Origin of the sequence: Winogradskyella thalassocola (assembly GCF_900099995.1) — a bacterium.
Taxonomy (GTDB): Bacteria; Bacteroidota; Bacteroidia; order Flavobacteriales; family Flavobacteriaceae; genus Winogradskyella; species Winogradskyella thalassocola.
In genome coordinates, this window is the sequence record NZ_FNCZ01000007.1 from 13,292 (window position 1) to 35,902 (window position 22,611).

The 22,611-nt window shown below is 33.8% G+C and carries 14 protein-coding genes and 3 tRNA genes; 12 read left to right on the top strand and 5 right to left on the bottom strand.

The window, feature by feature from the left end:
* Positions 1 to 130: 130 nt before the first annotated feature.
* Both BLT80_RS14660 and BLT80_RS14665 read right to left on the bottom strand, forming a co-directional pair.
* The gene (locus BLT80_RS14660) at positions 131 to 4,036 is read right to left on the bottom strand and encodes a hybrid sensor histidine kinase/response regulator transcription factor (RefSeq protein WP_092469304.1); all 3,906 of its coding nucleotides are present in this window, start codon (positions 4,034 to 4,036) and stop codon (positions 131 to 133) included.
* Positions 4,037 to 4,196: 160 nt separating this feature from the next.
* Positions 4,197 to 5,339 (bottom strand): acyl-CoA dehydrogenase, encoded by a 1,143-nt coding sequence (locus BLT80_RS14665; RefSeq protein WP_092469306.1) that lies wholly within the window; start codon positions 5,337 to 5,339, stop codon positions 4,197 to 4,199.
* Between the two features lie 90 nt (positions 5,340 to 5,429).
* Between BLT80_RS14665 and BLT80_RS14670 the strand changes: the two genes are divergently transcribed.
* The 10 genes from BLT80_RS14670 (at position 5,430) to BLT80_RS14715 (ending at position 13,088) form a co-directional block, all read left to right on the top strand.
* The gene (locus BLT80_RS14670; protein ID WP_092469308.1) at positions 5,430 to 6,497 is read left to right on the top strand and encodes an anhydro-N-acetylmuramic acid kinase; all 1,068 of its coding nucleotides are present in this window, start codon (positions 5,430 to 5,432) and stop codon (positions 6,495 to 6,497) included.
* Positions 6,498 to 6,564: 67 nt separating this feature from the next.
* Positions 6,565 to 7,791, top strand: a complete 1,227-nt coding sequence (locus BLT80_RS14675) for a Glu/Leu/Phe/Val dehydrogenase dimerization domain-containing protein (protein ID WP_092469669.1) — start codon at positions 6,565 to 6,567, stop codon at positions 7,789 to 7,791.
* Between the two features lie 24 nt (positions 7,792 to 7,815).
* Positions 7,816 to 9,210, top strand: a complete 1,395-nt coding sequence (gene nhaD / locus BLT80_RS14680; RefSeq protein ID WP_092469310.1) for a sodium:proton antiporter NhaD — start codon at positions 7,816 to 7,818, stop codon at positions 9,208 to 9,210.
* Positions 9,211 to 9,275: 65 nt separating this feature from the next.
* Complete coding sequence (locus tag BLT80_RS14685) at positions 9,276 to 9,971, top strand: MotA/TolQ/ExbB proton channel family protein (RefSeq protein WP_092469312.1); 696 nt, start codon at positions 9,276 to 9,278, stop codon at positions 9,969 to 9,971.
* A gap of 1 nt (position 9,972) precedes the next feature.
* Entirely contained in the window at positions 9,973 to 10,365 is a 393-nt protein-coding gene (locus BLT80_RS14690; protein ID WP_092469314.1) for an ExbD/TolR family protein, read from the top strand.
* A 56-nt stretch (positions 10,366 to 10,421) separates the two neighbouring features.
* Positions 10,422 to 11,318 (top strand): energy transducer TonB, encoded by an 897-nt coding sequence (locus BLT80_RS14695; protein ID WP_092469316.1) that lies wholly within the window; start codon positions 10,422 to 10,424, stop codon positions 11,316 to 11,318.
* A 1-nt stretch (position 11,319) separates the two neighbouring features.
* A complete protein-coding gene (locus BLT80_RS14700) occupies positions 11,320 to 12,537 on the top strand; it encodes a bifunctional folylpolyglutamate synthase/dihydrofolate synthase (protein WP_092469318.1) in 1,218 nt (405 codons plus the stop codon).
* A 64-nt stretch (positions 12,538 to 12,601) separates the two neighbouring features.
* Positions 12,602 to 12,676 (top strand) — tRNA-Val (locus tag BLT80_RS14705).
* 49 nt (positions 12,677 to 12,725) lie between these two features.
* Positions 12,726 to 12,800: transfer RNA gene (locus BLT80_RS14710), tRNA-Val, on the top strand.
* 213 nt (positions 12,801 to 13,013) lie between these two features.
* Positions 13,014 to 13,088: transfer RNA gene (locus BLT80_RS14715), tRNA-Val, on the top strand.
* A 227-nt stretch (positions 13,089 to 13,315) separates the two neighbouring features.
* Here the strand turns inward: BLT80_RS14715 and BLT80_RS14720 are convergent.
* The gene (locus BLT80_RS14720) at positions 13,316 to 14,431 is read right to left on the bottom strand and encodes a formylglycine-generating enzyme family protein (RefSeq protein WP_092469320.1); all 1,116 of its coding nucleotides are present in this window, start codon (positions 14,429 to 14,431) and stop codon (positions 13,316 to 13,318) included.
* 376 nt (positions 14,432 to 14,807) lie between these two features.
* On the opposite strand from BLT80_RS14720, the gene BLT80_RS14725 reads away from it, so the two are divergent.
* Positions 14,808 to 15,206: a VOC family protein gene (locus BLT80_RS14725; RefSeq protein ID WP_092469322.1), complete on the top strand. Its 399-nt coding sequence runs from the start codon at positions 14,808 to 14,810 to the stop codon at positions 15,204 to 15,206.
* A gap of 80 nt (positions 15,207 to 15,286) precedes the next feature.
* Here BLT80_RS14725 and BLT80_RS14730 read toward each other — a convergent pair whose 3' ends face one another.
* Both BLT80_RS14730 and gldJ read right to left on the bottom strand, forming a co-directional pair.
* Positions 15,287 to 16,567, bottom strand: coding sequence for a UDP-N-acetylmuramoyl-tripeptide--D-alanyl-D-alanine ligase (locus BLT80_RS14730; RefSeq protein WP_092469325.1), 1,281 nt, complete (start codon positions 16,565 to 16,567; stop codon positions 15,287 to 15,289).
* Between the two features lie 155 nt (positions 16,568 to 16,722).
* A complete protein-coding gene (gene gldJ, locus BLT80_RS14735) occupies positions 16,723 to 18,402 on the bottom strand; it encodes a gliding motility lipoprotein GldJ (RefSeq protein WP_092469327.1) in 1,680 nt (559 codons plus the stop codon).
* 324 nt (positions 18,403 to 18,726) lie between these two features.
* Between gldJ and porU the strand changes: the two genes are divergently transcribed.
* Positions 18,727 to 22,587, top strand: a complete 3,861-nt coding sequence (gene porU, locus BLT80_RS14740; RefSeq protein ID WP_092469329.1) for a type IX secretion system sortase PorU — start codon at positions 18,727 to 18,729, stop codon at positions 22,585 to 22,587.
* The last annotated feature ends 24 nt before the right edge of the window (positions 22,588 to 22,611 follow it).

Consider the following 22,611-nt stretch of genomic DNA (forward strand, 5'->3'; position numbering starts at 1 on the left):
TTAATTAGTGTAGGTGTAAAATTATAGTGAAGCTTGAATACATCATATCAATTATGTTTCAAAACATATAACAGGTGTTTCATTGTGTTGAAAGATGTTTGTAATTGACTGATTAATTGCGATATAGTGCTTAAGGAGTGTATTCTTTAGGAGTTGTCTTGTACGTGTCCTTGAAACATTTTATAAAATAGGAAGGAGAATTAAAACCAATTTGATACGCAATTTCAGATACTGTAGCATCCGAATTTTTCAATAATTCGAGCGATAGTTTTAAGCGTTGTGAACGAATAAATTCAGTGGTAGATAAACCAAAGATTGCTTTCATCTTTCTATGGAGTTGCGTTCTGCTCATTTGTAGTTTTTCACTAAACTTTTCACTAGTAAGGTTTGGATCCGTTAGGTATTCGTCTAAGACGTCTTTTATTTTTTGAAGAAAATCGTTTTCGGTAGAGGTAATGGCAAATTCTGGTGTAATGCTAAAATTTTTACTGAAGTGTTTTTGTAATTGTCGTCTGGTTTCGATTAAATTATCGACTGTCAACTTTAATTTTATGCTATTAAAAGGTTTAGTAACGTAGGCATCAGCTCCTGTTTTTAAGCCCGTAATTTCATTAGCGTTACCTACTTTTGCCGTTAATAAGATGATTGGAATATGACTTGTAATTTCATCATATTTTAATGCATTACAGAGTTCAATACCATCTTTCTTTGGCATCATAATGTCGCTTATAATAAGATCGGGCATGTGTTTGCGTGCTTTTTCTATACCAGATTCACCATTGGTCGCCTCAATTAAGTAGTAATTTTTTTTGAAATTAGAAACGATAAAAGCACGTATGTCTGGTTCATCTTCTACAACTAAAATTGTAGGTTTATCGGTGACTAAAATTTCAGAAGCCTTTTGTTCTGCATCATTATGAATCTCTTTAGTATTCTCAATGATTTCATCATTACTAAAGGCTTCTTTCTTAATGGGAAGTGTTACTGTAAATTGAATTTTATTGTCATCAATATTATTCGCAATAATGCTCCCTTTAGACAAGTTGACTAAATCTCTAACCAATGCCAAGCCAACACCAACACCATCAGATAGTTTGTTGTCTTGGTAGAATCGCTGAAACAGCTTACTCAAGTCTTTTCTGCCAACGCGATCGCTAGAATTTACTATAGATAACACCAATACATCATCTTGAAGATTGACATCGAATATAATTTCACTTTCTTTTGGGGCATATTTTACAGCATTCGATAATAAGTTTGATGTTACCTTTTCAATAACATCTTTATCAAACCACACTTGTTTTATATCTTGAATATTGCTTTTTATCTTAATATTTTTCTGATTGGCTTTATACTGAAAAGCACTAACTATTTGTTTTAACAATACGGTTATGTTGCCCTTAGAGACTCTTAATTTTATTTGCCCTGAATCTAGCATTGAAAGATCTAGCATCTGATCTACCAACAATACTAATCTGTCCGTATTTTGCTTTACTAGTTGTAGCTCTTTTTTATCGCTTTTAGAAAGTTCTGGTTTAGATAGTTGATTTTCTATTGGTCCAGAAATAAGGGTTAGTGGTGTTCTAAATTCGTGCGAAATATTAGTGTATAATTTGGTTTTAAATTCGTCTAACTTTTTAAGTCGTTTAGTTTCTTCGTGTTCAAACTGTAGTTGCATTTTCATTTGCCAACGCCATTTTAAATAATAGTAAAATGCAAATGCAGATAACAGTCCTAAGATTACATAAATAATTTTTGCCAGATTAGTACCATACCAAGGTTTGTTAATGGTAAATGAATATGTTGCAGGTGTGTCGTTCCAAACACCATCGTAATTACTAGAGATAACTTTAAAGGTGTAATTGTTAGAAGGAAGATTGGTGTAATGAGCTGTGTTACTATTGCCGGCATTTATCCATTCTTCATCGTAATTGACTAACTGATATTTATAGGAATTACGCTCAGGTTGCGAAAAATGCAGGCTCGAAAACGTAAAAGTTATAGTGTTTTTATTGAATTTAAATGCTGCATTTTGTTGTAAGGGTTGGTCTACTGAATAAACTTCAAACTTTGTAATAATAGTTTTAGGTTTTATGGTATTAAATGTTAATTGGTTTGGGTTAAACCAATTGAGACCTTCTAATCCACCAAAATAAAGATTACCGTTTTTGTCTTTATAGTAGGCACCCGTGTTAAATTCTAAAGCTTGTAACCCATCGTAATTACTATAATTTTCAAATTTATTTTTAGTTTGATTGGTAAATTTACTAATGCCATTATTTGTACTTAACCATAAATTCCCATTGTTATCTGGTAAAATTCCATAAATAACATTGTTAGGTAAACCATCTGTTGTTGTAAACGTTTCAAAAGTATCGTTTTCAATATGATACTTTTTAAGACCTTTACCATTGGTTCCTATCCAAAGGATTCCATTGAGGTAATGCAAAGACTTTATCTTACTATTTATAGTTTTAATATTGGTTATACGATCTAAGTTTGTATGTAACCTGTACAGACCATTATCGTCACTTCCTATCCATAATTCATCATTGTCGCCATTGGTTACGGTCTTTATATCATTGGTTGTTAATAAGGAGTTACTTGTGTTGAATTGCTTAATAATTCCTTTTCTTATATCAAATAAAATTAGACCGTTCCGTTCAGTACAAAGCCAACTTTGTTCATTGTTTGCTCTAACAATTTGCCAAATGGTATAATTGGCTAATTCTGGAAACGACTTATAGTTTCCTTTAATATCTCTAATATTTAGACCAAACCCTTGATGTCCAATCCATAAATTATTGTTATTGTTGAGTAAGCTAATAATTCTATCGCTAGCTAAAGGAGAATTATTGGCAGTGAATGTTTTATGTTCTTTAGTCTTAAAGTTAATGTAGGTTAGGCCTTTTCCGGAGGTGCCAATCCATATATTATCATCTTTATCAGTGCTAATACTTCTTACAACATCAACATTTACTGTTTTAGGGACTTGGTTATTGGTTAAAACATTAAATTTTATAAGATGTGTATCGTAATAATTAGCACCAGATCCATCGGTACCCAACCATATGATATTTGTTACGTCTTCATATAAACATAAGATGTCATTATATTGAATAGCAAATGGGTTGTCCTTGTTGGCTTTAAAGTTGGTGAGATTCTGGTTTGTTAGGTCAAGTTTATAAGCGCCATTTCCATAAGTCGCAATCCATAATCTGTTTTCTTTATCAATAAGAAGGTCTTCAATATTTAAGTCTTCTGGAAGTTCTTTATGCCGATATTTTACAAACGAATCTGTGTTTTTTTCTCTGTAATATAAACCTTGACCAAAAGTTCCCAACCAGATGTTGCCGCTTTTATCTTTTGCTAATGTGCTAAAGTTTGCGTTATTGTGAGAATCTATTAGGATTTCCTTATAAGATGTGTTCTGTTTAAATTCAAATACTGAACCAGATGCTGAAACAATTAAGGAATTATTAGTTTCAATAAAATCATAAATAGTTCTTTCTGTATCTTCTTTATTTAAAATTTGAAGCGTGTCTTTTGTTATCGCATCAATTTTAAATAAGCCTTCTCCATATGTGCCAACATAAGTGTTTAACTTTTTGTCTTGAAATATTGAACTAACATTCTTGAAGGTTGAGATGTACCTAAAATCATCTGTTTTTGAGTTGTAAAGTTCTAATTTTCCAGAATTAGTAATAATCCATAACCGATTTTGGTTGTCATTATAAATTTTACCGAGTCTGCTAAATGTTGGTCTGGTGATGTCTTCAAAATGTTTATCGTAGTGCTTAAAACTTCGGCCATTATATTTGTTTAGCCCATCTTGTGTTGCAAGCCATAAATAACCAATACTGTCTTGTACAATACTAATAACACTACTTTGAGATAAGCCATCATTGATGGTAAGGCTATTAAATGAAAATGGCTTTTCGTTTACAGACTCTTGTGCTTTTAGTAAAAACACAGAAGAGAATGTTAAACAAATAAAAAGTGTGTAACTAACTATTTTGTAATATGATGAAGCCATAAACTAATTTATAGATTCTAGATTTATTTAAAAGGGGAGGGTTTACAAATGCTTTTACTAAAATAGTGAAATTTAATTAGTTATAATAGAATATAGAAATTGGAATAAAAAACCCATCAAATTTTTGATGGGTTATAAGTTGTAAATTGAATATGTAAGTTTAAGTTTTTATAATTCCTCTAGAAATTACAATCTTCTGAATTTCAGAAGTTCCTTCATAAATCTGTGTAATCTTAGCATCACGCATTAAACGCTCTACATGGTATTCTTTCACAAAACCATTACCACCATGGATTTGTACTGCTTCAACCGTATGCTCCATAGCTACTTTACTTGCATAAAGTTTCGCCATGGCGCTAGACATGTCGTAATTATTACCTTGGTCTTTATCCCAAGCAGCTCTCATCACTAGCATTCTAGCAGCTTCAATTTCAGTATGCATATCTGCTAATTTAAACGCGATAGCTTGGTGATTGCAAATTTCAGTACCAAAAGCTTTACGCTCTTTAGAATATTTTAAAGCTAATTCATAAGCACCTGCTGCGATACCTAAAGCTTGTGCCGCAATTCCAATTCGTCCGCCAGAAAGTGTTTTCATAGCAAATCTAAATCCAAAACCATCGTCGCCAATTCTATTTTCTTTAGGAACTTTTACATCATTAAACTGTAATGTATGAGTATCACTTCCCCTAATTCCTAATTTATCTTCTTTAGGTCCAATATCAAAACCAGGCATTCCTTTTTCAAGAATAAATGCATTAATACCATGAGACCCTTTGTGCTTGTCAGTTTGTGCAATGACTAAATACACCTCTGCACGTCCTCCATTGGTAATCCAGTTTTTTGTACCGTTTAAAATATAATGATCACCTTTATCGATTGCAGTTGTTTTTTGTGATGTGGCATCACTACCTGCTTCAGGTTCACTTAAACAAAATGCACCAATACATTCTCCTGTTGCTAATTTTGTTAGATATTTTTCCTTTTGAGCTTCATTTCCATAAGACTCTAATCCATAACAAACCAAAGAATTGTTTACAGAAACCATAACAGAAGCAGAAGCATCTACTTTAGATAATTCCTCCATTATGAGCACATAAGAAATCGCATCCATACCACTTCCTCCATATTTCGGATCTACCATAATGCCTAAAAACCCTAATTCTCCCATCTTGCGAACTAAGCTCTCAGGAAAAGTTTGTGCATTATCGCGTTCTATAACACCAGGAAGTAATTCTGTTTGTGCAAAATCTCGTGCTGCATCACGAATCATTAAATGTTCTTCTGTTAAGTTAAAGTCCATAAACTATAATATTATTGATTTCTTAAAAATTTGATGCAAAGATAATTTTTTATTGTGGTATTTTCAATAAGGAATATTATTTTTACTTATATGACAAAATATACTTATAAAATTATAGGAGTAATGTCCGGAACTTCGTTAGATGGTATAGATCTTATTTATGCGACTTATAATGTAAATGAGAATTGGGATTTTAAAATTCACAATGCCGAAACGATTAAGTATTCACCACAGTGGCAAATAGTATTGAGTGGATTGGTAAATCAGTCAATGGACCATTTACAGGCTATTGACACGGAGTATTCTGAGTATTTAGCTACTGTGATTTCAGCTTTTATAGCGAAATATAAAATTGAAGACATAGACTTTATTGCATCTCATGGACACACCGCTTTACACCAGCCAAAGAAAGGGGTGACATATCAAATTGGTAATCAGCAAATATTATCAGATGTTTTAAATGAAAAAGTAATTTGTGATTTTAGGGTTGAAGATGTAGAACTAGGAGGGCAAGGAGCACCTTTAGTGCCAATTGGTGATCGGTTATTGTTTAATAATTTTGATTATTGCCTAAATTTAGGCGGCTTTGCTAATATTTCTTTCGAATCTAAAAATGAAAGAATTGCTTATGATATTTGTCCGGTAAATATAGTTTTGAATCATTATGTTTCAAAATTAGGTTTCGATTATGATGATAAAGGTGAAATAGCTTCCACCGGAAACATTAATCAAGATTTATTATTTCAACTCAATGCACTTCAGTATTATAAAGAAAAACCGCCTAAATCTTTAGGCTTAGAATGGGTTAACAATAATGTGTTTCCATTAATTGATAAATTTAAACTTTTAACACATGACATTTTAAGTACCTATGTAGAGCACATTGCTATTCAAATTTCAAAAGTCTTACAACAAGAAGATTCTAAAGTTTTGATAACCGGAGGCGGTGTTTTTAATGATTTTTTAATTTATAAAACTCAATGGTTTTCAAAATCTGAAATAATCATTCCAGAAAATGAAATTGTTGAATTTAAAGAAGCGTTAATTTTTGGTTTACTTGGAGTGCTAAAAGAAAGGAACGAGGTTAATTGTTTAAAAAGCGTGACAGGGGCAAAACGAAATCATTCTTCAGGAAAAATATTAATCCCGAAAAAGTAAATTAAATTAAGCTTTCGCTTGGATTGTTTTTTATATTTGTTATTGGATAATAAATGAACCAAAATTGATAAAAGATTTACTTCAGAAATACGAAAATAAGGAACCCGAAATCGTGTTTCACTGGAACGATGCAGAAACGGAAGCAGAGGGTTGGACTGTAATTAACTCATTACGAGGCGGAGCAGCAGGAGGTGGAACCCGAATGCGTAAAGGGTTAGATAAAAACGAAGTGTTGTCACTTGCAAAAACCATGGAGGTGAAATTCACTGTTTCTGGTCCAGCAATTGGAGGCGCAAAATCTGGAATTAACTTCGATCCTCAAGATCCAAGAAAAAAAGGGGTTTTACAACGTTGGTATGCAGCAGTTTCACCGTTACTTAAAAGTTATTATGGTACAGGTGGTGATTTAAATGTTGACGAAATTCATGAAGTCATTCCAATTACCGAACAAAGTGGTGTTTGGCATCCTCAAGAAGGTGTTTTTGAAGGTCACTTTAAACCGACAATAGCAGATAAGATTAATAGAATAGGTCAGTTAAGACATGGCGTTATTAAGGTGATTGAAAACCCTAGTTATTCTCCTAGTGTTGACAGAAAATACACGGTTGCCGATATGATTACGGGCTATGGAGTAGCTACCGCTGCAGAGCATTTTTATGATATTAATGGAGATTCTATTAAAGGAAAACGCGTCATAGTACAAGGTTTTGGAAATGTAGGAGCAGCAGCGGCGTTTTATTTCGCTCAAATGGGCGCCAAAATCGTAGGTATTATTGATAGAGATGGTGGGGTAATTAATAAGGAAGGTTTTTCATTTAAAGAAGTAACCGATTTATACCTTGCAAAAAATGGTAATACACTTATTGCTGATAATCTAATTCCGTTTGCAGACATCAATGAACAAATTTGGTCGTTACAAGCTGAGGTTTTCGCCCCTTGTGCAGCTTCACGTTTAGTGACTCAAGATCAAATAGATCAAATGATAAATACAGGTTTAGAAGTTATAACCTGTGGTGCAAATGTTCCTTTTGCTGATAAAGAAATATTCTTTGGATCAATAATGGAATATACAGATCAAAAGATAAGTTTAATACCAGATTTTATTTCAAACTGTGGTATGGCTAGAGTGTTTGCTTACTTTATGGAGCGTAAAGTGCAAATGACTGATGAAGCTATTTTTAAAGACACTTCTAACGTTATAAGAAAAGCATTAAAAGAAGTACATAAAAATAATCCGACAAAAACAGGTATTAGCGAAACTGCTTTTGAGATTGCTCTTAGGCAATTAATATAATTAACGACAATTATAATTAACACTATGGAAACAGTAATAATACTTGTATTCGTCCTTGGCTATTTAGCGATAACCTTAGAACACAATATTAAAATAGATAAATTAATCCCTGCTTTAGTGATGATGGCTATTAGTTGGGCATTAATATCACTTGGTATTGATGATTTTACACAATGGTTTGATTCAGCCAAGCACAATTTAATGGATAATTTTGGTTTACTTCCGCATGAAGAAAAAATGCATATGATGGAAGAAACTTTACTTCATCATTTAGGGAAAACATCCGAGATACTAGTATTCTTACTAGGTGCCATGACCATTGTAGAAATTATTGATTATTTCGATGGATTTTCAACAATTAAAGGCTTTATAAAAACAAAAAGTAAGAAGAAAATTCTTTGGATTTTTGGGTTCTTAGCATTCTTTCTTTCTGCTATAATTGATAACCTTACGGCAACTATTGTATTAATATCAATCTTACAAAAACTAATAAATGATAGAGATGTTCGTATTTGGTATGCAGGTTTAATTATTATTGCTGCCAATGCAGGTGGTGCATGGTCTCCTATTGGGGATGTTACAACTACGATGCTTTGGATCGGTAAGAAAGTGACTACTGGCCATTTATTTGTGTATTTATTTTTACCATCATTAGTTTGTATGTTGGTACCAACCTTTATAGCCTCGTTATTGCCAGCCTTTAAAGGGAAGATTGAATCAGATGATAAGCAAGATGATAAACCAAAAAGCAAATACAGTGCTATAATGTTGTATTTGGGTCTTGGTGGAATCGTATCTGTTCCAATTTTTAAAACAGTGACTCATTTACCTCCTTATGTTGGTATGATGTTAGCACTAGGAGTTGTCGCTATTTTTGCAGAAATATATAGTAATACTAAGTTTAGTATGTCTAGTCATGATTCAGTAGAAAGTGATGCACATGCGCATCATAGTCCTGTACATTATTCTTTATCAAAAATTGAATTACCAAGTATATTATTCTTCTTAGGAATCTTAATGGCAGTAGCCGCTCTAGAATCTTTAGGTATTTTATTTGGTTTTGCAGGGACACTTCAAGACACTATGCCAATGTTAGGAACTGAATTACATCATGGAGGTGTTTCAGATTTAGTGGTTTTATTATTAGGAGTTGGTTCTGCTGTTATTGATAATGTGCCACTTGTTGCGGCAAGTTTAGGGATGTTCACTGAGCCAATTGATAATGAGCTATGGCATTTTATAGCCTATTCTGCTGGTACAGGGGGAAGTATGTTAATCATTGGTTCTGCAGCGGGAGTAGTTGCTATGGGAATGGAAAAAATAGATTTCTTTTGGTATCTTAAAAAAATATCATGGTTAGCATTAATAGGATTTTTAGCAGGAGCTGTGGTCTTTATGTTTACCAGAACTATATTTTAATGCACATACTTAAGTTAAAATATAGACGTTATACAACTAGTTAAAATAATTTCAATTTTTAGAATATGATAGCATTCAGTACTATTCAAGATGAAGTAGCCGTTTTAGCTGATGGAGAATCAGTAGAAAAGACTTTATCAATAATAGAGTTAATTTCAAGTGGTGGAACATCAGGAATGGTGATTATTTTCATTTTGTTCCTGCTTTTAATTGTAGCCACATTTATTTATTTCGAGCGTATTTTCGCCATAAAGGCAGCGTCTAAAGTCGATTCAAATTTTATGAATCAAATTAAAGATCATGTGAGTCATGGTAAATTTGATTCTGCTCAAATGTTATGTGCACAGCAAAATACGCCAGTATCAAGATTAATTGCGAAAGGAATTACGAGAATTGGTAAGCCTTTGGAAGATATAAATTCGGCAATAGAAAATGCAGGAAAATTAGAAGTCTACAGCTTAGAGAAAAATGTTAGTGTCTTAGCAACCATTTCAGGTGTTGCACCAATGATTGGGTTTTTAGGAACTGTAGTAGGTATGATTATTTCAATTTTCGAATTGGCAAATGCTGGTGGAACCATTCAAATGGATGTATTGGCGAGTGGATTATACACCGCTATGACAACAACGGTTGGTGGGTTAATTGTGGGTATTATTGCTTATGTAGCTTATAATCATATTGTCGTTAAAACCAACAAAGTTGTGTACCAAATGGAAGCTAATTCTGTTGAATTTTTAGATCACTTAAACGAACCTATCTAATATGAACATTAGAGGACAAAATAAAGTTACACCGGAATTCAATTTCGCGTCTATGACCGATATTGTATTTCTGTTATTAATCTTTTTTATGATAGCGTCAACATTGGTAAGTACTAATGCTATTGATATTGTGTTGCCTAAAGCAAGTGGTAAGACTGAGAATAAAAAATCAACAGCAGTAAGTATCAAAAAAGATTTGACCTATTATATCGATCAGAAACGTGTAGGCGAAAGTGTCTTAGAAACACAATTAATATCCATATTAGGATCACAAGACGCGCCAACAATTGTCTTAAGAGCAGAAAAATCTGTTCCTGTAGAAAATGTGGTGAAGGTTATGGATATCGCAAACCGAAACAAATTTAAAGTGATATTAGCTGTGCAACCGAATTAAGCGGCATCATTTTTGAAAAAAAAATTATTCAGCCTTATAGGTTTATATAAAAACAAATGAAATATTTAGAGACCAAACACGAACGTAATTCTGCAAAAATCACAGTACTTATAACTTTGATACTGCTTTTGTTATTGTTTGTTGTTGGACCTCAATATATGGATCCGCCAGAAGAGTATGGTGTGGCAGTAAATTTTGGAACTACGGATTTTGGTAGTGGAAATAAGCCCTTAAGTGAACCTAAGAAGGCTATAGAAGATAAAGTTGTTGAAGAAGAGGTTGTTGAAGAAGTTCAGCCAGAAGAAGCACAAGTCGCACCGGCAGAAGCAGCGACAAAAGCTGAAGAGGTAATGACACAAGATAATGCCGAAGCGATTGCTATTAAAAAGCAAAAAGAAGCTGAAGCAAAAGTAAAGGCGGCAGAAGCGAAAGCGAAAGCAGAGGCCAAAGCTGCTGCTGAAAAAGTGGAACGTGAGAAACGTGAAGCAGAAGAAAAGAAACGTGCAGAAGAAGCAGAGAAAAAGAAACAGCTCGACAATCTTATTGGTGGAGTTAAAAACGCTTCAGGTAATACCGATGGAGGTGAAGGACCAGATAATCAAGGTGGAAATAAAGGGCAGTTAGATGGAGATCCATACGCCGCTAGTTACTTTGGTGGTTCTGGGCCAGGAAAAGGAGGCATTGGCTACGGATTAGGTGGTAGAGGAAGACCATCTAAACAAATATTCAAGCAAGATTGTAATGAATACGGTTTAGTAGTTGTTAGAATTGAAGTTAATCAACAAGGAAAGGTGATTAAAGCTGAACCAGGTATTAGAGGAACAACCAATACGCATCCTTGTTTGTTAGAGCCAGCTAAAAAAATAGCCATGTCACATAAGTGGCCGGCAGATGCTGATGCACCAACTACTCAAGTTGGATTCGTAAGTATTAACTTTGATGTAGGTCAATAGAATGAATTATCAAGATACTGTGAATTGGATGTTTCAACAACTTCCAATGTATCAAAATAAAGGCAACTCAGCTTTTAAAAAGGATTTAACAAACACTATTAATTTAGCAAAGCATTTAAACCATCCTGAAGATCGTTTTAGATCTATTCACGTTGGTGGTACAAATGGAAAAGGGTCTACAACGCATATGCTCGCTTCAATTTTACAAGAAGCAGGTTATAAAGTAGGTCTTTATACGTCTCCGCACTTAAAGGACTTTAGAGAACGCATTCGTATCAATGGTAAGGTAATTACAGAACAATCCGTTATTGGTTTTATTAAACGAAATAAAGCATTTCTAGAGGCAAATCAGTTGTCTTTTTTTGAAATGACCGTTGGTATGGCATTCGAGTATTTTGCCGACCAGGAAGTGGATATTGCTATTATTGAGGTTGGGTTAGGTGGACGCTTAGATTCTACAAATATTATTACACCAGAATTATCCGTAATTACTAATATTGGTTACGATCATACCCAAATGTTAGGAAATACCCTTAAGGAGATTGCTGGTGAAAAAGCAGGAATCATTAAACAAAATATTCCTGTGGTTATTGGTGAAACACATTCTGAGACAGAAACTGTTTTTATAACGAAATCAGAAGAAAAGCATTCCAAGATTTATTTTGCGGATCAATTAATTGTTACAATTTTAGAAAGTGATTTAAAAGGAGCGTATCAAATTCATAACATAAAAACGGTTCTACAGTCGGTAAAGGTCTTAAAGGATATGGGCTTTAATATTTCTAAAAAGGACCTTGAAAAAGGGCTTTTAAACGTCACTGCAAATACGGGTTTGCAAGGTCGTTGGCAAATTTTAGGGACTGAACCGAAGATTATTTGTGATACAGCTCATAATAAAGAAGGCTTAACCTCTGTGATGAAACAATTAGAAGCGGAGTCATTTAATCATCTTCATATTGTCTTTGGGGTGGTTAATGATAAAGATTTAGGGCCTATAATTCCTTTATTACCTAAGCAGGCTACCTACTATTTTTGCAAACCAAATGTGCAAAGAGGGCTAGATGCTAAAGTTTTGAAAAAAAATTTCGAGGATAATGGTTTAAAAGGGGAGGTTTACAATAGTGTTGAATTTGCTTTAAGTGTCGCAAAATCAAACGCTAAAGTAACAGATTTGATTTATGTTGGGGGTAGTACTTTTGTAGTTGCAGAAATTATTTGATTATTTTTAAAAAAAATGTTTTGAGATATTAAAAACTAGAGTATATTTGCAGTCCTAATAAATAGGGCGACTAGCTCAGTTGGTTCAGAGCACTTGGTTTACACCCAAGGGGTCAGGGGTTCGAATCCCTTGTCGCCCACAAAGTTCACAGAAATGTGAACTTTTTTTATACGTTACTTCATTTATTAGGGCGACTAGCTCAGTTGGTTCAGAGCACTTGGTTTACACCCAAGGGGTCAGGGGTTCGAATCCCTTGTCGCCCACATCAAAAAAAAATCCCGATTTACTTTTGTAAATCGGGATTTTAGCTCCAAAAAAATACTAAGTCCACGGCTTGAGTTGCTTTTTTGGAGTTAAAATTCCTAGAATCGCTTAAGCGATTCGGGATTATATTTGAAGAAGTGGTTTCGTAAAGGGATATGTAATCCTATTTTAATTTACAGAAGGCTCGAAATGGTTTTTGAAAACAAAAATAGGGGTCATTAACTCAGTTGGTTCAGAGTGTCACGTCGACAACGTGGAAGTCACTGGTTCGAATCCAGTATGACCCACTTAAATAACAAAAGCCTTTCAAGAAATTGAAAGGCTTTGTTTGTTCTATGTTTAAAATACAAAAGAGCAGTTTCCTGCTCTTTTGTAACTTGATTCTTCTGAATTAATTCAGGAATTTATTGCTGTTAACGGCATTAGATTACTTGATAAGTAAATGCTTCGGTAAATCTTCAACGCGTTCACAACATAGTTGTTCCATCACTTGTTTTAATTCTGTTTTTATAAGTTATTCTTTAGAGGCTAACATATCTGGTGTTGCTACTGTCCTAAAGCCCATATGATCGGACCCAGAATCTACAGAAACACCCATTTTAGCCGATATTCTAAAACTAGCACAGTAAGAGGCATGGCACAAAAAAGACCCACCTTTCATAACGTGTTCTACTTGGTGCGAATTATTAGGGTTAAAATGTGTAGCTGCTCCTTTAGGATTTACAATCGGCTTAGACCTTTCTAATTCACTGTAATATTTTACACTAAAGAAATCACTAGTAATTTCCCATACATTTCCAGCCATGTCGAATAACCCAATACTATTTGAAGGATATGATTTTACAGGTGAAATAAATTCAAACCCGTCTTCAGAATCATTACTCGTAGGAAATATACCTTGCCAAGTATTAGCATTTGCATCTAATTTTGCAGCATCATTCCCCCAAGTAAATATCGTGTTTGTATTTTTTCCTTGCGCAGCAGATTCCCATTCTGCTTCAGTTGGTAAACGTCTGTTTGCCCATTCGCAATAGGCTAAAGCATCTTGGTAAGCCACATGTACTACCGGGTAATCATCTTTACCTTCAATAGTAGTTTCTGGACCGTCAGGATGTTTCCAATCGGCTCCTGTTTTCCATGTCCACCATTGTCCGTAGTTTTCCATGTTTACAACAGCATTCACATCTTTGTTAAAAATTAAACTTCCAGGTTGTAGAATAGAATCATGAGGTTTTGGTGTGTTTGGAGGTAATTCTTTTTTCATTTCTTCCCAATCAATCTCGCGTTCTGCTATAGTTATATAGTTAGTAGCTGCCACAAAGGCCTTAAACTGCTTATTAGTAACTTCTGTGATATCCATAAAAAAACCATCAACAGTAACCCAATGTGCAGGCTTTTCTCTTGGCATGGCATAATTATCGGTGTCTTTAGCCCCTTGTAAAAAAGTTTTCTTCTCTACCCAAACCATACCTTCAGGTGTGTCGGGTTTTGAAATTGGTTCCGCTTTAGTTTCAGCTTTGGGCTCTGGTGATTTTTTGTCTTCTACGTTTTTACAGCTATAAACTGTTGAGACAAGTAATAGAATAAGTGAAAAATAAGTGAACTGTTTTGCTATGTTTTGATGATACATATGTTTTTTGTTTAAATATAATTATTCGGGATTGTATTCTTGTTGTTAGGGTGCGCTAATTGGATACTAGTTTATAAATAATAAGTCACTGACTTAGTATTGCTTAATTCACCCAAATGTATACTTAATTCTTGTGAATATATTTATACTACACGTTTTTTAAAAACAGGTATTCTTTTCGTGCTTTTGAAGAAAAGGCTACAGCAGCCATTTATGTTTAGAGCCATCGTAATGTTCTGTTAGAATAATGCCAATGATATCAGTTTGTTTTTTTAGAAAGTGAATGAGCAATTAAAACTATGAAATAAGCTAAACGGTTATGATGAATTTAAATAAATTGAAATTCACAATTTGTTAAACTTAAAAATCTCAAAGTATGAAAGTACAAGCATATTTATCCTTTAAAGGAAATTGTCAAGAAGCATTAAAATTCTACAGTGATTTATTTGATGCTGAAATTATTAACCGTCAAACGTACGAAGCAAAAAAAATTGATGTCCCATCGTCTTACAGAGATAAACTTCAGCATGCTGAATTGAAAGGGAAGAATGTTTATTTTATGGCTTATGATGCCTCACCAGATACACCGCTCAATAGCGGAAATCAATGTCAGATGAGTATTGAAGCATCCGATAATGCCGAAGGGAAACGTCTTTTTAACGCCTTATCGGAAGGTGGGCAGGTACATCACAATTATCGTGAAAGAGAGTGGGGGTATTTTGGTCGCTGTACTGATAAATTCGGAATTGGTTGGATGGTGAATCATAATCAATAAGATTATTTTATTAATAAGATTAACAAACAACCCTTTTGAAATCTCTTTCAAAAGGGTTGTTTTATTAAGAATAAATTACTTTATAAATGTTCTAAAATTCGCTCTAAAGCCATGCCGCGAGAACCTTTAATTAAAACCGTAGCGTTATTAAGTTGAAGGTTTTTTAACTGTAATTTTAAGTCTTCGAAACTCGAGAATTTATGAGTAGAATCTTTTGTCGTGGTTTTATAGAAATTCTTTCCAATAAAATAAACGTTCTTTTCGAAATTAGACTCAACATAATCTACGATAAACTGATGCTCTTTTTCAGCTTCTGCGCCTAATTCAAACATGTCACCAAGAAACAGATATTTGTTTTCAGCGCGTAGTTGTTTTATGTTTTTAAGTGCGGCTAGCATGCTTGTCGGATTCGCATTGTAGGCATCGAGAATAATCTTTGTCGTCCCTTTTTCAATAATCTCAGATCTGTTATTGTCCGGCTGATAACCTTCAATAGATTTTTTAATGTTATCTGTAGTGACATTAAAATGTTTTCCGACAGCAACTGCAACTGCTATGTTTCCATAATTATAATCGCCTATAAGTTGACTTTCTATTGTAATGCCATCGTATGATAAGGTGACACAAGGATTAGCGCTTTTAAAAGAGATAGTGCAGTCGTTTTCTGAACTACTGCCAAAAGTGATGAGTTCAGAATAATCTCCGGTTTGTTTCACTTGCTCCTCATCATCTTCATTTATGAACGCGGTTTTTTCGTTTAGCTTTAAGTAGTCATACAATTCTGATTTCGCTTTAATAACTCCTTCTATACTACCAAATCCTTCGAGATGAGCTTTACCGAAATTAGTGATTAGGCCATAGTCTGGTTGTGCAATCCCGCATAAAAATTCGATTTCCTTTTGGTGATTAGCTCCCATTTCTACAATTCCGAAGTCTAACGTATCAGAAAAACTTAATAAGGTTAACGGAACACCAATATGATTGTTTAGGTTTCCAATGGTCGCTTTTACCTTGTAAGTGGTGGCTAATACAGCGTTGATTAGTTCTTTTGTAGTCGTTTTTCCATTACTACCGGTTAAGGAAATAATAGGAATCTTAATCGCTTTCCTATGATATGTAGCGAGATCTTGCAATGCGATTAGTACATCATCGGCATATATACATCTATCATTTATTAAAGCGTCAATATCATTTACAACACAATATTTGGCACCTCCTTCAAACGCTTTTAATACAAATTTGTTACCGTCAAAATGTTCCCCTTTCAAAGCAAAGTACATGCAATCTTTCTGAAGTTTTCTAGTGTCTGTTGAAATGATCGAACAGGTCTTAAATTTTTGATGTAGATCGTCTATTTTCATGTGTGTGTATTTGTGTACTTAAGCTGTTACCAGCTTCTTACCTAGAACTCTTATTCTTTTATGATTGCTCTTTTAGCATGCCCATTACATAGGCTTAAAAATAAAAAAGTCCTGATAAATATATCAGGACTTTTAAAAATATTATTTAACGTTTTTTAATTACGTCTTTTTCCTCCGTCTTCACTTTTAGATCCAACTCTAGAAACAGCACATCTAAAACCAATATAATCGGTTGCCATATCTTGTGGGAAATAGCGACGTTGTGCTGGATCAATCCAGTACGCTCTATCTCTCCAAGAACCACCTTTATAAACTCTTACTTCATCGTTAATCAATGATGTTCTACTATTTGATTGGTCATACTCTCTAATCATCTTGCCATCAGTAGAATCCATTTCTACTTTATGCTTTGGAGAATTGTACATTTTACTAGTTGTACTTTTATCACCTTCAGACTCGTCAAAACTTTCTCTGTAATAACGTGATGAACGCTTGTCTCCATCTCTAAAGTTTCTATTATCACTTTGACTAAAGTTAGTTCTTAAGTACGTTTCTTCTTCGTCTATTGGAATTCTTGCAATCTCACCTGGTAAATCTCTAGCAATAATTTTACCATTAGATAAAGTATCGTAAACAATTTCGTCAACTGTTACAATTTTTACTGTACCATCTTCGTTGATTGCATTTTTAGAATATACATTACCTCTATAGTAGTTAAAATCATTGAATTCATCATCTACGATAGGTCTGTAAACATCAGCTACCCATTCGGCAACGTTTCCTGCCATATCATATAAACCGTAATCGTTAGGCTCGTAAGTTCTAACTTCTGCTGTAATATCAGCACCATCATCAGACCAGCCTGAGATTCCACCGTAATCACCTTTTCCTTGCTTAAAGTTGGCCAATTGATCTCCACGATTTACACGCTTACCAGATCTTGTATACTGACCATCCCAAGGGTATTTTTTACGACCTCTATAAACATTGTACTGACGTAATTCACTCATACCTAAAGCAGCATATTCCCACTCAGCTTCGGTAGGAAGTCTGTATTTTACAGGAATTAATCCAGATTCTCTATCAGCATAAATATTAATAGGGTTTCCTTCTGCATCCGTTTGTTGTCTACGTTGTCCTCCTTCTAATACTTCTGCATTACCACCATATGTTTGTGATGGAGCATTAATATAAGTATCCGTACTAAATGTACTTTCAGCACTTACATCTGTGTATTGTGCATCTCTTTTAATGTATCCAGCTTCTTGTAGCGATAATTCTGCAACACGGTCAGTTCTCCAATTAGCATATTCAACTGCTTGGATCCAACTAACACCAACAACAGGATAATCTGCATATCCAGGATGACGTAAATAGTTTTCAGTCATCATTTCGTTATAACCTAAACGATTTCTCCATACTAATGTGTCTGGAAGTGCTCCTTTGTATATTAAAGTATAATTAGGATCGTCTGGTGGATATACATTTTTTAAATAATCTAAATAAAACAAGTAGTTAACATTGGTAACTTCTGTTTCATCCATATAGAATGACTGTATGTGCTGTTGTGTTGGAGTATTATTCCAATCGTGCATTGGGTCATCTTGTACTTTACCCATTGTAAAGGTTCCACCTTCAACGAAAGCAGTTCCAGGAGGAGTTTCCTGTTCTTTAAATTGTGTGTTGTACTGAAAACCACCTTTTTTATCGTTGATTTTCCAGCCTGTGGCACTATCTACGTTGCCAGAATTAGAAGAACGGTTGCAACTTACAATTGAAGCGCAAAGCGTTACTGCTATTAAAAATTTTAGGTTTGAGACATGTTTCATATCCATACGTTTAAGTAAGCTCGTTTAATTTTAGAGTCGCAATATAACAATTAAAGGTAAACTGACAACTTTTTTTTACGTCTAAATGTAAAAAAATGTGCATTTCATCCTTTTTTTTGAGCATAACAACGGATATTTTTCAATTTGCCGATGTATTTTGCCCTTTAATAACGAGCCTAGAAATGATTTATTGTTGTATTTTTGAAATAAAAATTGTGTAGTCATAATAACGGTCTTTAATCATCGTTATTCTATAGGGAAATATAAGACTTTATTACTATATAGGTATGTCTTGTAATTCTAATTGAGACTAAAAACGAAAATGAATCAATGAAAAATTGCTATTTAATCTCTCTTCTCTTATTTACAATGCATTGTTTTGGGCAGCAAAAACAATTCAACATTACCTGGAATGGTTCTAAAGTTTTAGAAACAGGTTATAGTAAAATTGAAGTTCCTGCTTTTGATGAAAATAATTTTGATTATGACGATAGTAAGGGTCTAACCTTTTTTGCACAATGGGAAAGTAATGGAGGACAAATTGATGAGAATTCAGTTGTAGTTACCAATATTGCTTATGAGACCATTTCTTCAAATGAATTAAAAGGGGTAAACCCAGAGCTTGTGCCAACCGCTCCAAAGTATAAGTTATATAATACGAATGCTAGAGGACAGTATAGTGTTTATTTTGAATTAAGTCCTATTATTAAAGATCGAGGCATTTTTAAGAGAATTACAGCTTTTACTGTAAACTATAACGCACGTTCTAGTCGCTTTACAAATAGTGTTATGGGTGTCACTGAAGTTACCAACTCAGTATTAAGTTCAGGACAATGGTTTCGATTTTATATTGAAGACTCAGGAGTATTCAAATTATCTAAGAGTTTTTTGAGTGGTTTAGGAGTGAATACAAATTCTGTTGATCCGAGAACGATAAAGATTTATGGCAATGGTGGGCGTATGTTGCCATTGCTAAATTCTGAGAACTATCCATTTGATGTTGTAGAAAATGCAGTGAGATTTGTAGGTGAAGAAGATGGTAGTTTTGATAATGCGGATTACATTCTTTTTTATGGTGAGGGACCTAAAACGTATAGTGAAGAAAGTGAAACCAACTTAAATTTATATACAGATAAGACCTATTATTACGTAAATATTAGTTCAGGGAACGGAAAGCGTATTCAAGAAATGCCTACGATTGATGCTTCTGCAAATATTGAAATTAATACGTTTCAAGATTATCAGTTTTATGAAGTTGATGAGTATAACCTTGCAAAGCTAGGTCGTCGTTGGTTTGGTGATGATTTTGATATTGAAAACCAAAGGTCTTATGAATTTGAATTTCCGAACTTAGTCACTAGCATTCCTGTAGATTTTAGAATAGCAGTTGGTTCTGTTTCAGAAGTAGCAACAACTATGAAGGTTACAATTAATGGTAATCAGGTGACGACTTTAGGATTGGGAGCCATAAGCCCAGGTTCAGTTTTGGCAACCGCTGCAGCTTACAATCAACAACAGAATATAACTTCTGATGCTATTACAGTAGCTTTTGATTATAACAATAGTGGAAATCCATCTGCTAATGCATTTCTAGATTATATTAATATTGAAGCCACTCGGAGTTTAAGATATGAAGGTGATCAGTTAGTTTTTAAAAATAAGGATGTAATTACCACACCAGGAATTGCTAAGTATAATATTACTAACACCACCAATGTTAAGGAGATTTGGGATATAACCAATCGTTTTAATGTGAGTACGATTGTCAATTCGGGCAATGCAAGTACGTTGTCCTTTAAAGCACAGTCTGGTGAGGAAAGAACGTATCTCGCATTTTCTAACGCTAACGTTTTTATTCCTAAAACAGATTCTAGGACTACAGTTGCGAATCAAAATTTAAAAGGGACAATTTTTAACAATGCTCAAGGACAATTTGAAGATATTGATTATATCATTTTATCTCCTTCTGAATTTTTAGCGCAAGCCGAACGTTTGGCACAAATTAATAGGAATCAATATAATCTGAATGTAAAGGTGGTTGACCTTCAGAGTGTTTACAATGAGTTCAGCACTGGTAGCCAAGATATCGCGGCATTACGTAATTTTATTAAGTATGTTTATGATAATGCAAGTACTCCAAGTAAACGTTTAAAATACCTTTGTTTGTTTGGGGATGGGTCGTATGATTATAAAAATAGAATACGTAATAACACTAATTTAGTGCCTTCATGGTACACAAATACGAGTTTTAGTTTAACAAGTTCATTTGTTTCAGATGATTTTTATGCCATGTTAGACGACAATGAGGGAGGCATGATAAATGCTATTGACCGAATGGACATAGCCGTGGGTAGAATTTTAGCAGAAGATGTGCAGCGTGCTAAAGAAATGGTAGATAAAATATATGCCTATTATCAACCAGAAGCATATGGTAGTTGGAGAAATAATATACTGCTGATTTCTGATGATGTTGATGAAGCTTGGGAAAAAAGATTACAAGAGACAACAGATGATTTAGGAACAACCTTAGATGAAGAAAAACCATTTTTAAATGTTATAAAAATACATTCAGATGCGTTTGAACAAGAGTCTTCAGCGGCAGGAAATAGATATCCTAAAGTTAATGATGCTATTAAAGATGCTATTGAAGTTGGGGCCTTAGTGGTTAATTATTTTGGTCATGGAGGTGAAGATGGAATTGCCAAAGAAAGGATTTTTGATAAAATAGATTCGCAAGACATTAATAATATATGTAAGTATAATTTGTTCATTACCGTTACTTGTGAGTACACTAAATTTGATGACCCAAACAGAGAAACTGCTGGTGAATATACATTTTGGAACACAAATGGTGGTGCCGTTGCTTTAATTACGACCACACGACAAATAATCGTTTCAGTTGGTGAATCGCTTAATAACGTTTTGGATGATTACCTATTTGCATTTGGCTCTAGCGATTATGTGTCTATGGCAGAAGCATTGCGGTTAACTAAAACAAATAATAATATTTCAGGTTCTAGTCAAAAACGATTAGTATTTTTTATTGGAGATCCTGCTATGAAATTAGCCTTCGCGCAACCAGATATTAGATTAACAAAAGTAAATGATGTTGAGATCACTCAACCAATCGATGTTTTAAAAGCTTTAAGTTATACAAAGCTAGCTGGTGAGGTAGTTGATACAAACGGTAATTTACTTTCTAATTATAATGGTACATTAACAGCTACAGTTTTCGATAAAGAAATCGCGCGTCAAACATTGGCCAACGATGGTGTTACAGATACGAGTGGAGAACTTATTATAATGGATTTTACAACTTTAGGTGAAGTCATTTTTAAAGGTCAAGCAAGTGTTGTTAATGGATTGTTCGAGTTCGATTTTATTGTGCCAAAAGATATTGGAATTCCTGTTGGTAATGGAAAAGTGAGTTTTTATGCACAAACAACCAATTCACTTTCAGATCAAGCAGGAGCCAATTTTGATATTCAAATTGGAGGTATCAATGAAGATGCGCCAGAAGATAATATCGGACCTGTCATTAATTTATATATGAATGACGAAAACTTTGTCTCAGGAGGTATTACAAACGAGTCTCCAATTTTATTAGCAAAGCTTCAAGATGAAAACGGAATTAATACAGCAAGTGGTATAGGGCATGATATCACAGCTATTATTGATGGTGATGAAACCAATCCAATAGTATTAAATAATTATTATCAAGCCGATGTAGATGATTATACAAATGGTACAGTATCCTATCCATTTAGAGATTTAGAACCTGGTTTGCATACACTAACATTAAAAGCTTGGGATGTTTATAATAATTCTTCTACGGCAGAAATTCAATTTATAGTTTTTGATAAAGATGAAGAATTAGTCATAAATAATGTTCTAAACTATCCTAATCCATTTGTAAGTTATACCGAGTTTTGGTTTAATCACAATAGCGTAGAGCCTTTAGATATATCTGTACAAATATTTACAGTTTCAGGTAAATTGGTACGAACTTTAAACGGTCAAACCACAGGTGGAAGCAAAGCTGTGAGTTCTTTGTCTAAAGATATTATTTGGGATGGACGAGACGATTTTGGTGATAAAATAGGAAAAGGAGTGTATGTCTATAAACTAAAAGTGAAATCTAACCGTTTAAATAAACAGGTTGAAAAAATTCAAAAACTTGTCATACTATAATAATAATTTATATTTGCTAACGAA

Coding starts and splice junctions, on each gene's coding strand:
- BLT80_RS14660 (WP_092469304.1), bottom strand. CDS start 4,036: ATGGCTTCATCATATTACAAAATAGTTAGTTACACACTTTTTATTTGT.
- BLT80_RS14665 (WP_092469306.1), bottom strand. CDS start 5,339: ATGGACTTTAACTTAACAGAAGAACATTTAATGATTCGTGATGCAGCA.
- BLT80_RS14670 (WP_092469308.1), top strand. CDS start 5,430: ATGACAAAATATACTTATAAAATTATAGGAGTAATGTCCGGAACTTCG.
- nhaD (WP_092469310.1), top strand. CDS start 7,816: ATGGAAACAGTAATAATACTTGTATTCGTCCTTGGCTATTTAGCGATA.
- BLT80_RS14685 (WP_092469312.1), top strand. CDS start 9,276: ATGATAGCATTCAGTACTATTCAAGATGAAGTAGCCGTTTTAGCTGAT.
- BLT80_RS14690 (WP_092469314.1), top strand. CDS start 9,973: ATGAACATTAGAGGACAAAATAAAGTTACACCGGAATTCAATTTCGCG.
- BLT80_RS14695 (WP_092469316.1), top strand. CDS start 10,422: ATGAAATATTTAGAGACCAAACACGAACGTAATTCTGCAAAAATCACA.
- BLT80_RS14700 (WP_092469318.1), top strand. CDS start 11,320: ATGAATTATCAAGATACTGTGAATTGGATGTTTCAACAACTTCCAATG.
- BLT80_RS14720 (WP_092469320.1), bottom strand. CDS start 14,431: ATGTATCATCAAAACATAGCAAAACAGTTCACTTATTTTTCACTTATT.
- BLT80_RS14725 (WP_092469322.1), top strand. CDS start 14,808: ATGAAAGTACAAGCATATTTATCCTTTAAAGGAAATTGTCAAGAAGCA.
- BLT80_RS14730 (WP_092469325.1), bottom strand. CDS start 16,567: ATGAAAATAGACGATCTACATCAAAAATTTAAGACCTGTTCGATCATT.
- gldJ (WP_092469327.1), bottom strand. CDS start 18,402: ATGGATATGAAACATGTCTCAAACCTAAAATTTTTAATAGCAGTAACG.
- porU (WP_092469329.1), top strand. CDS start 18,727: ATGAAAAATTGCTATTTAATCTCTCTTCTCTTATTTACAATGCATTGT.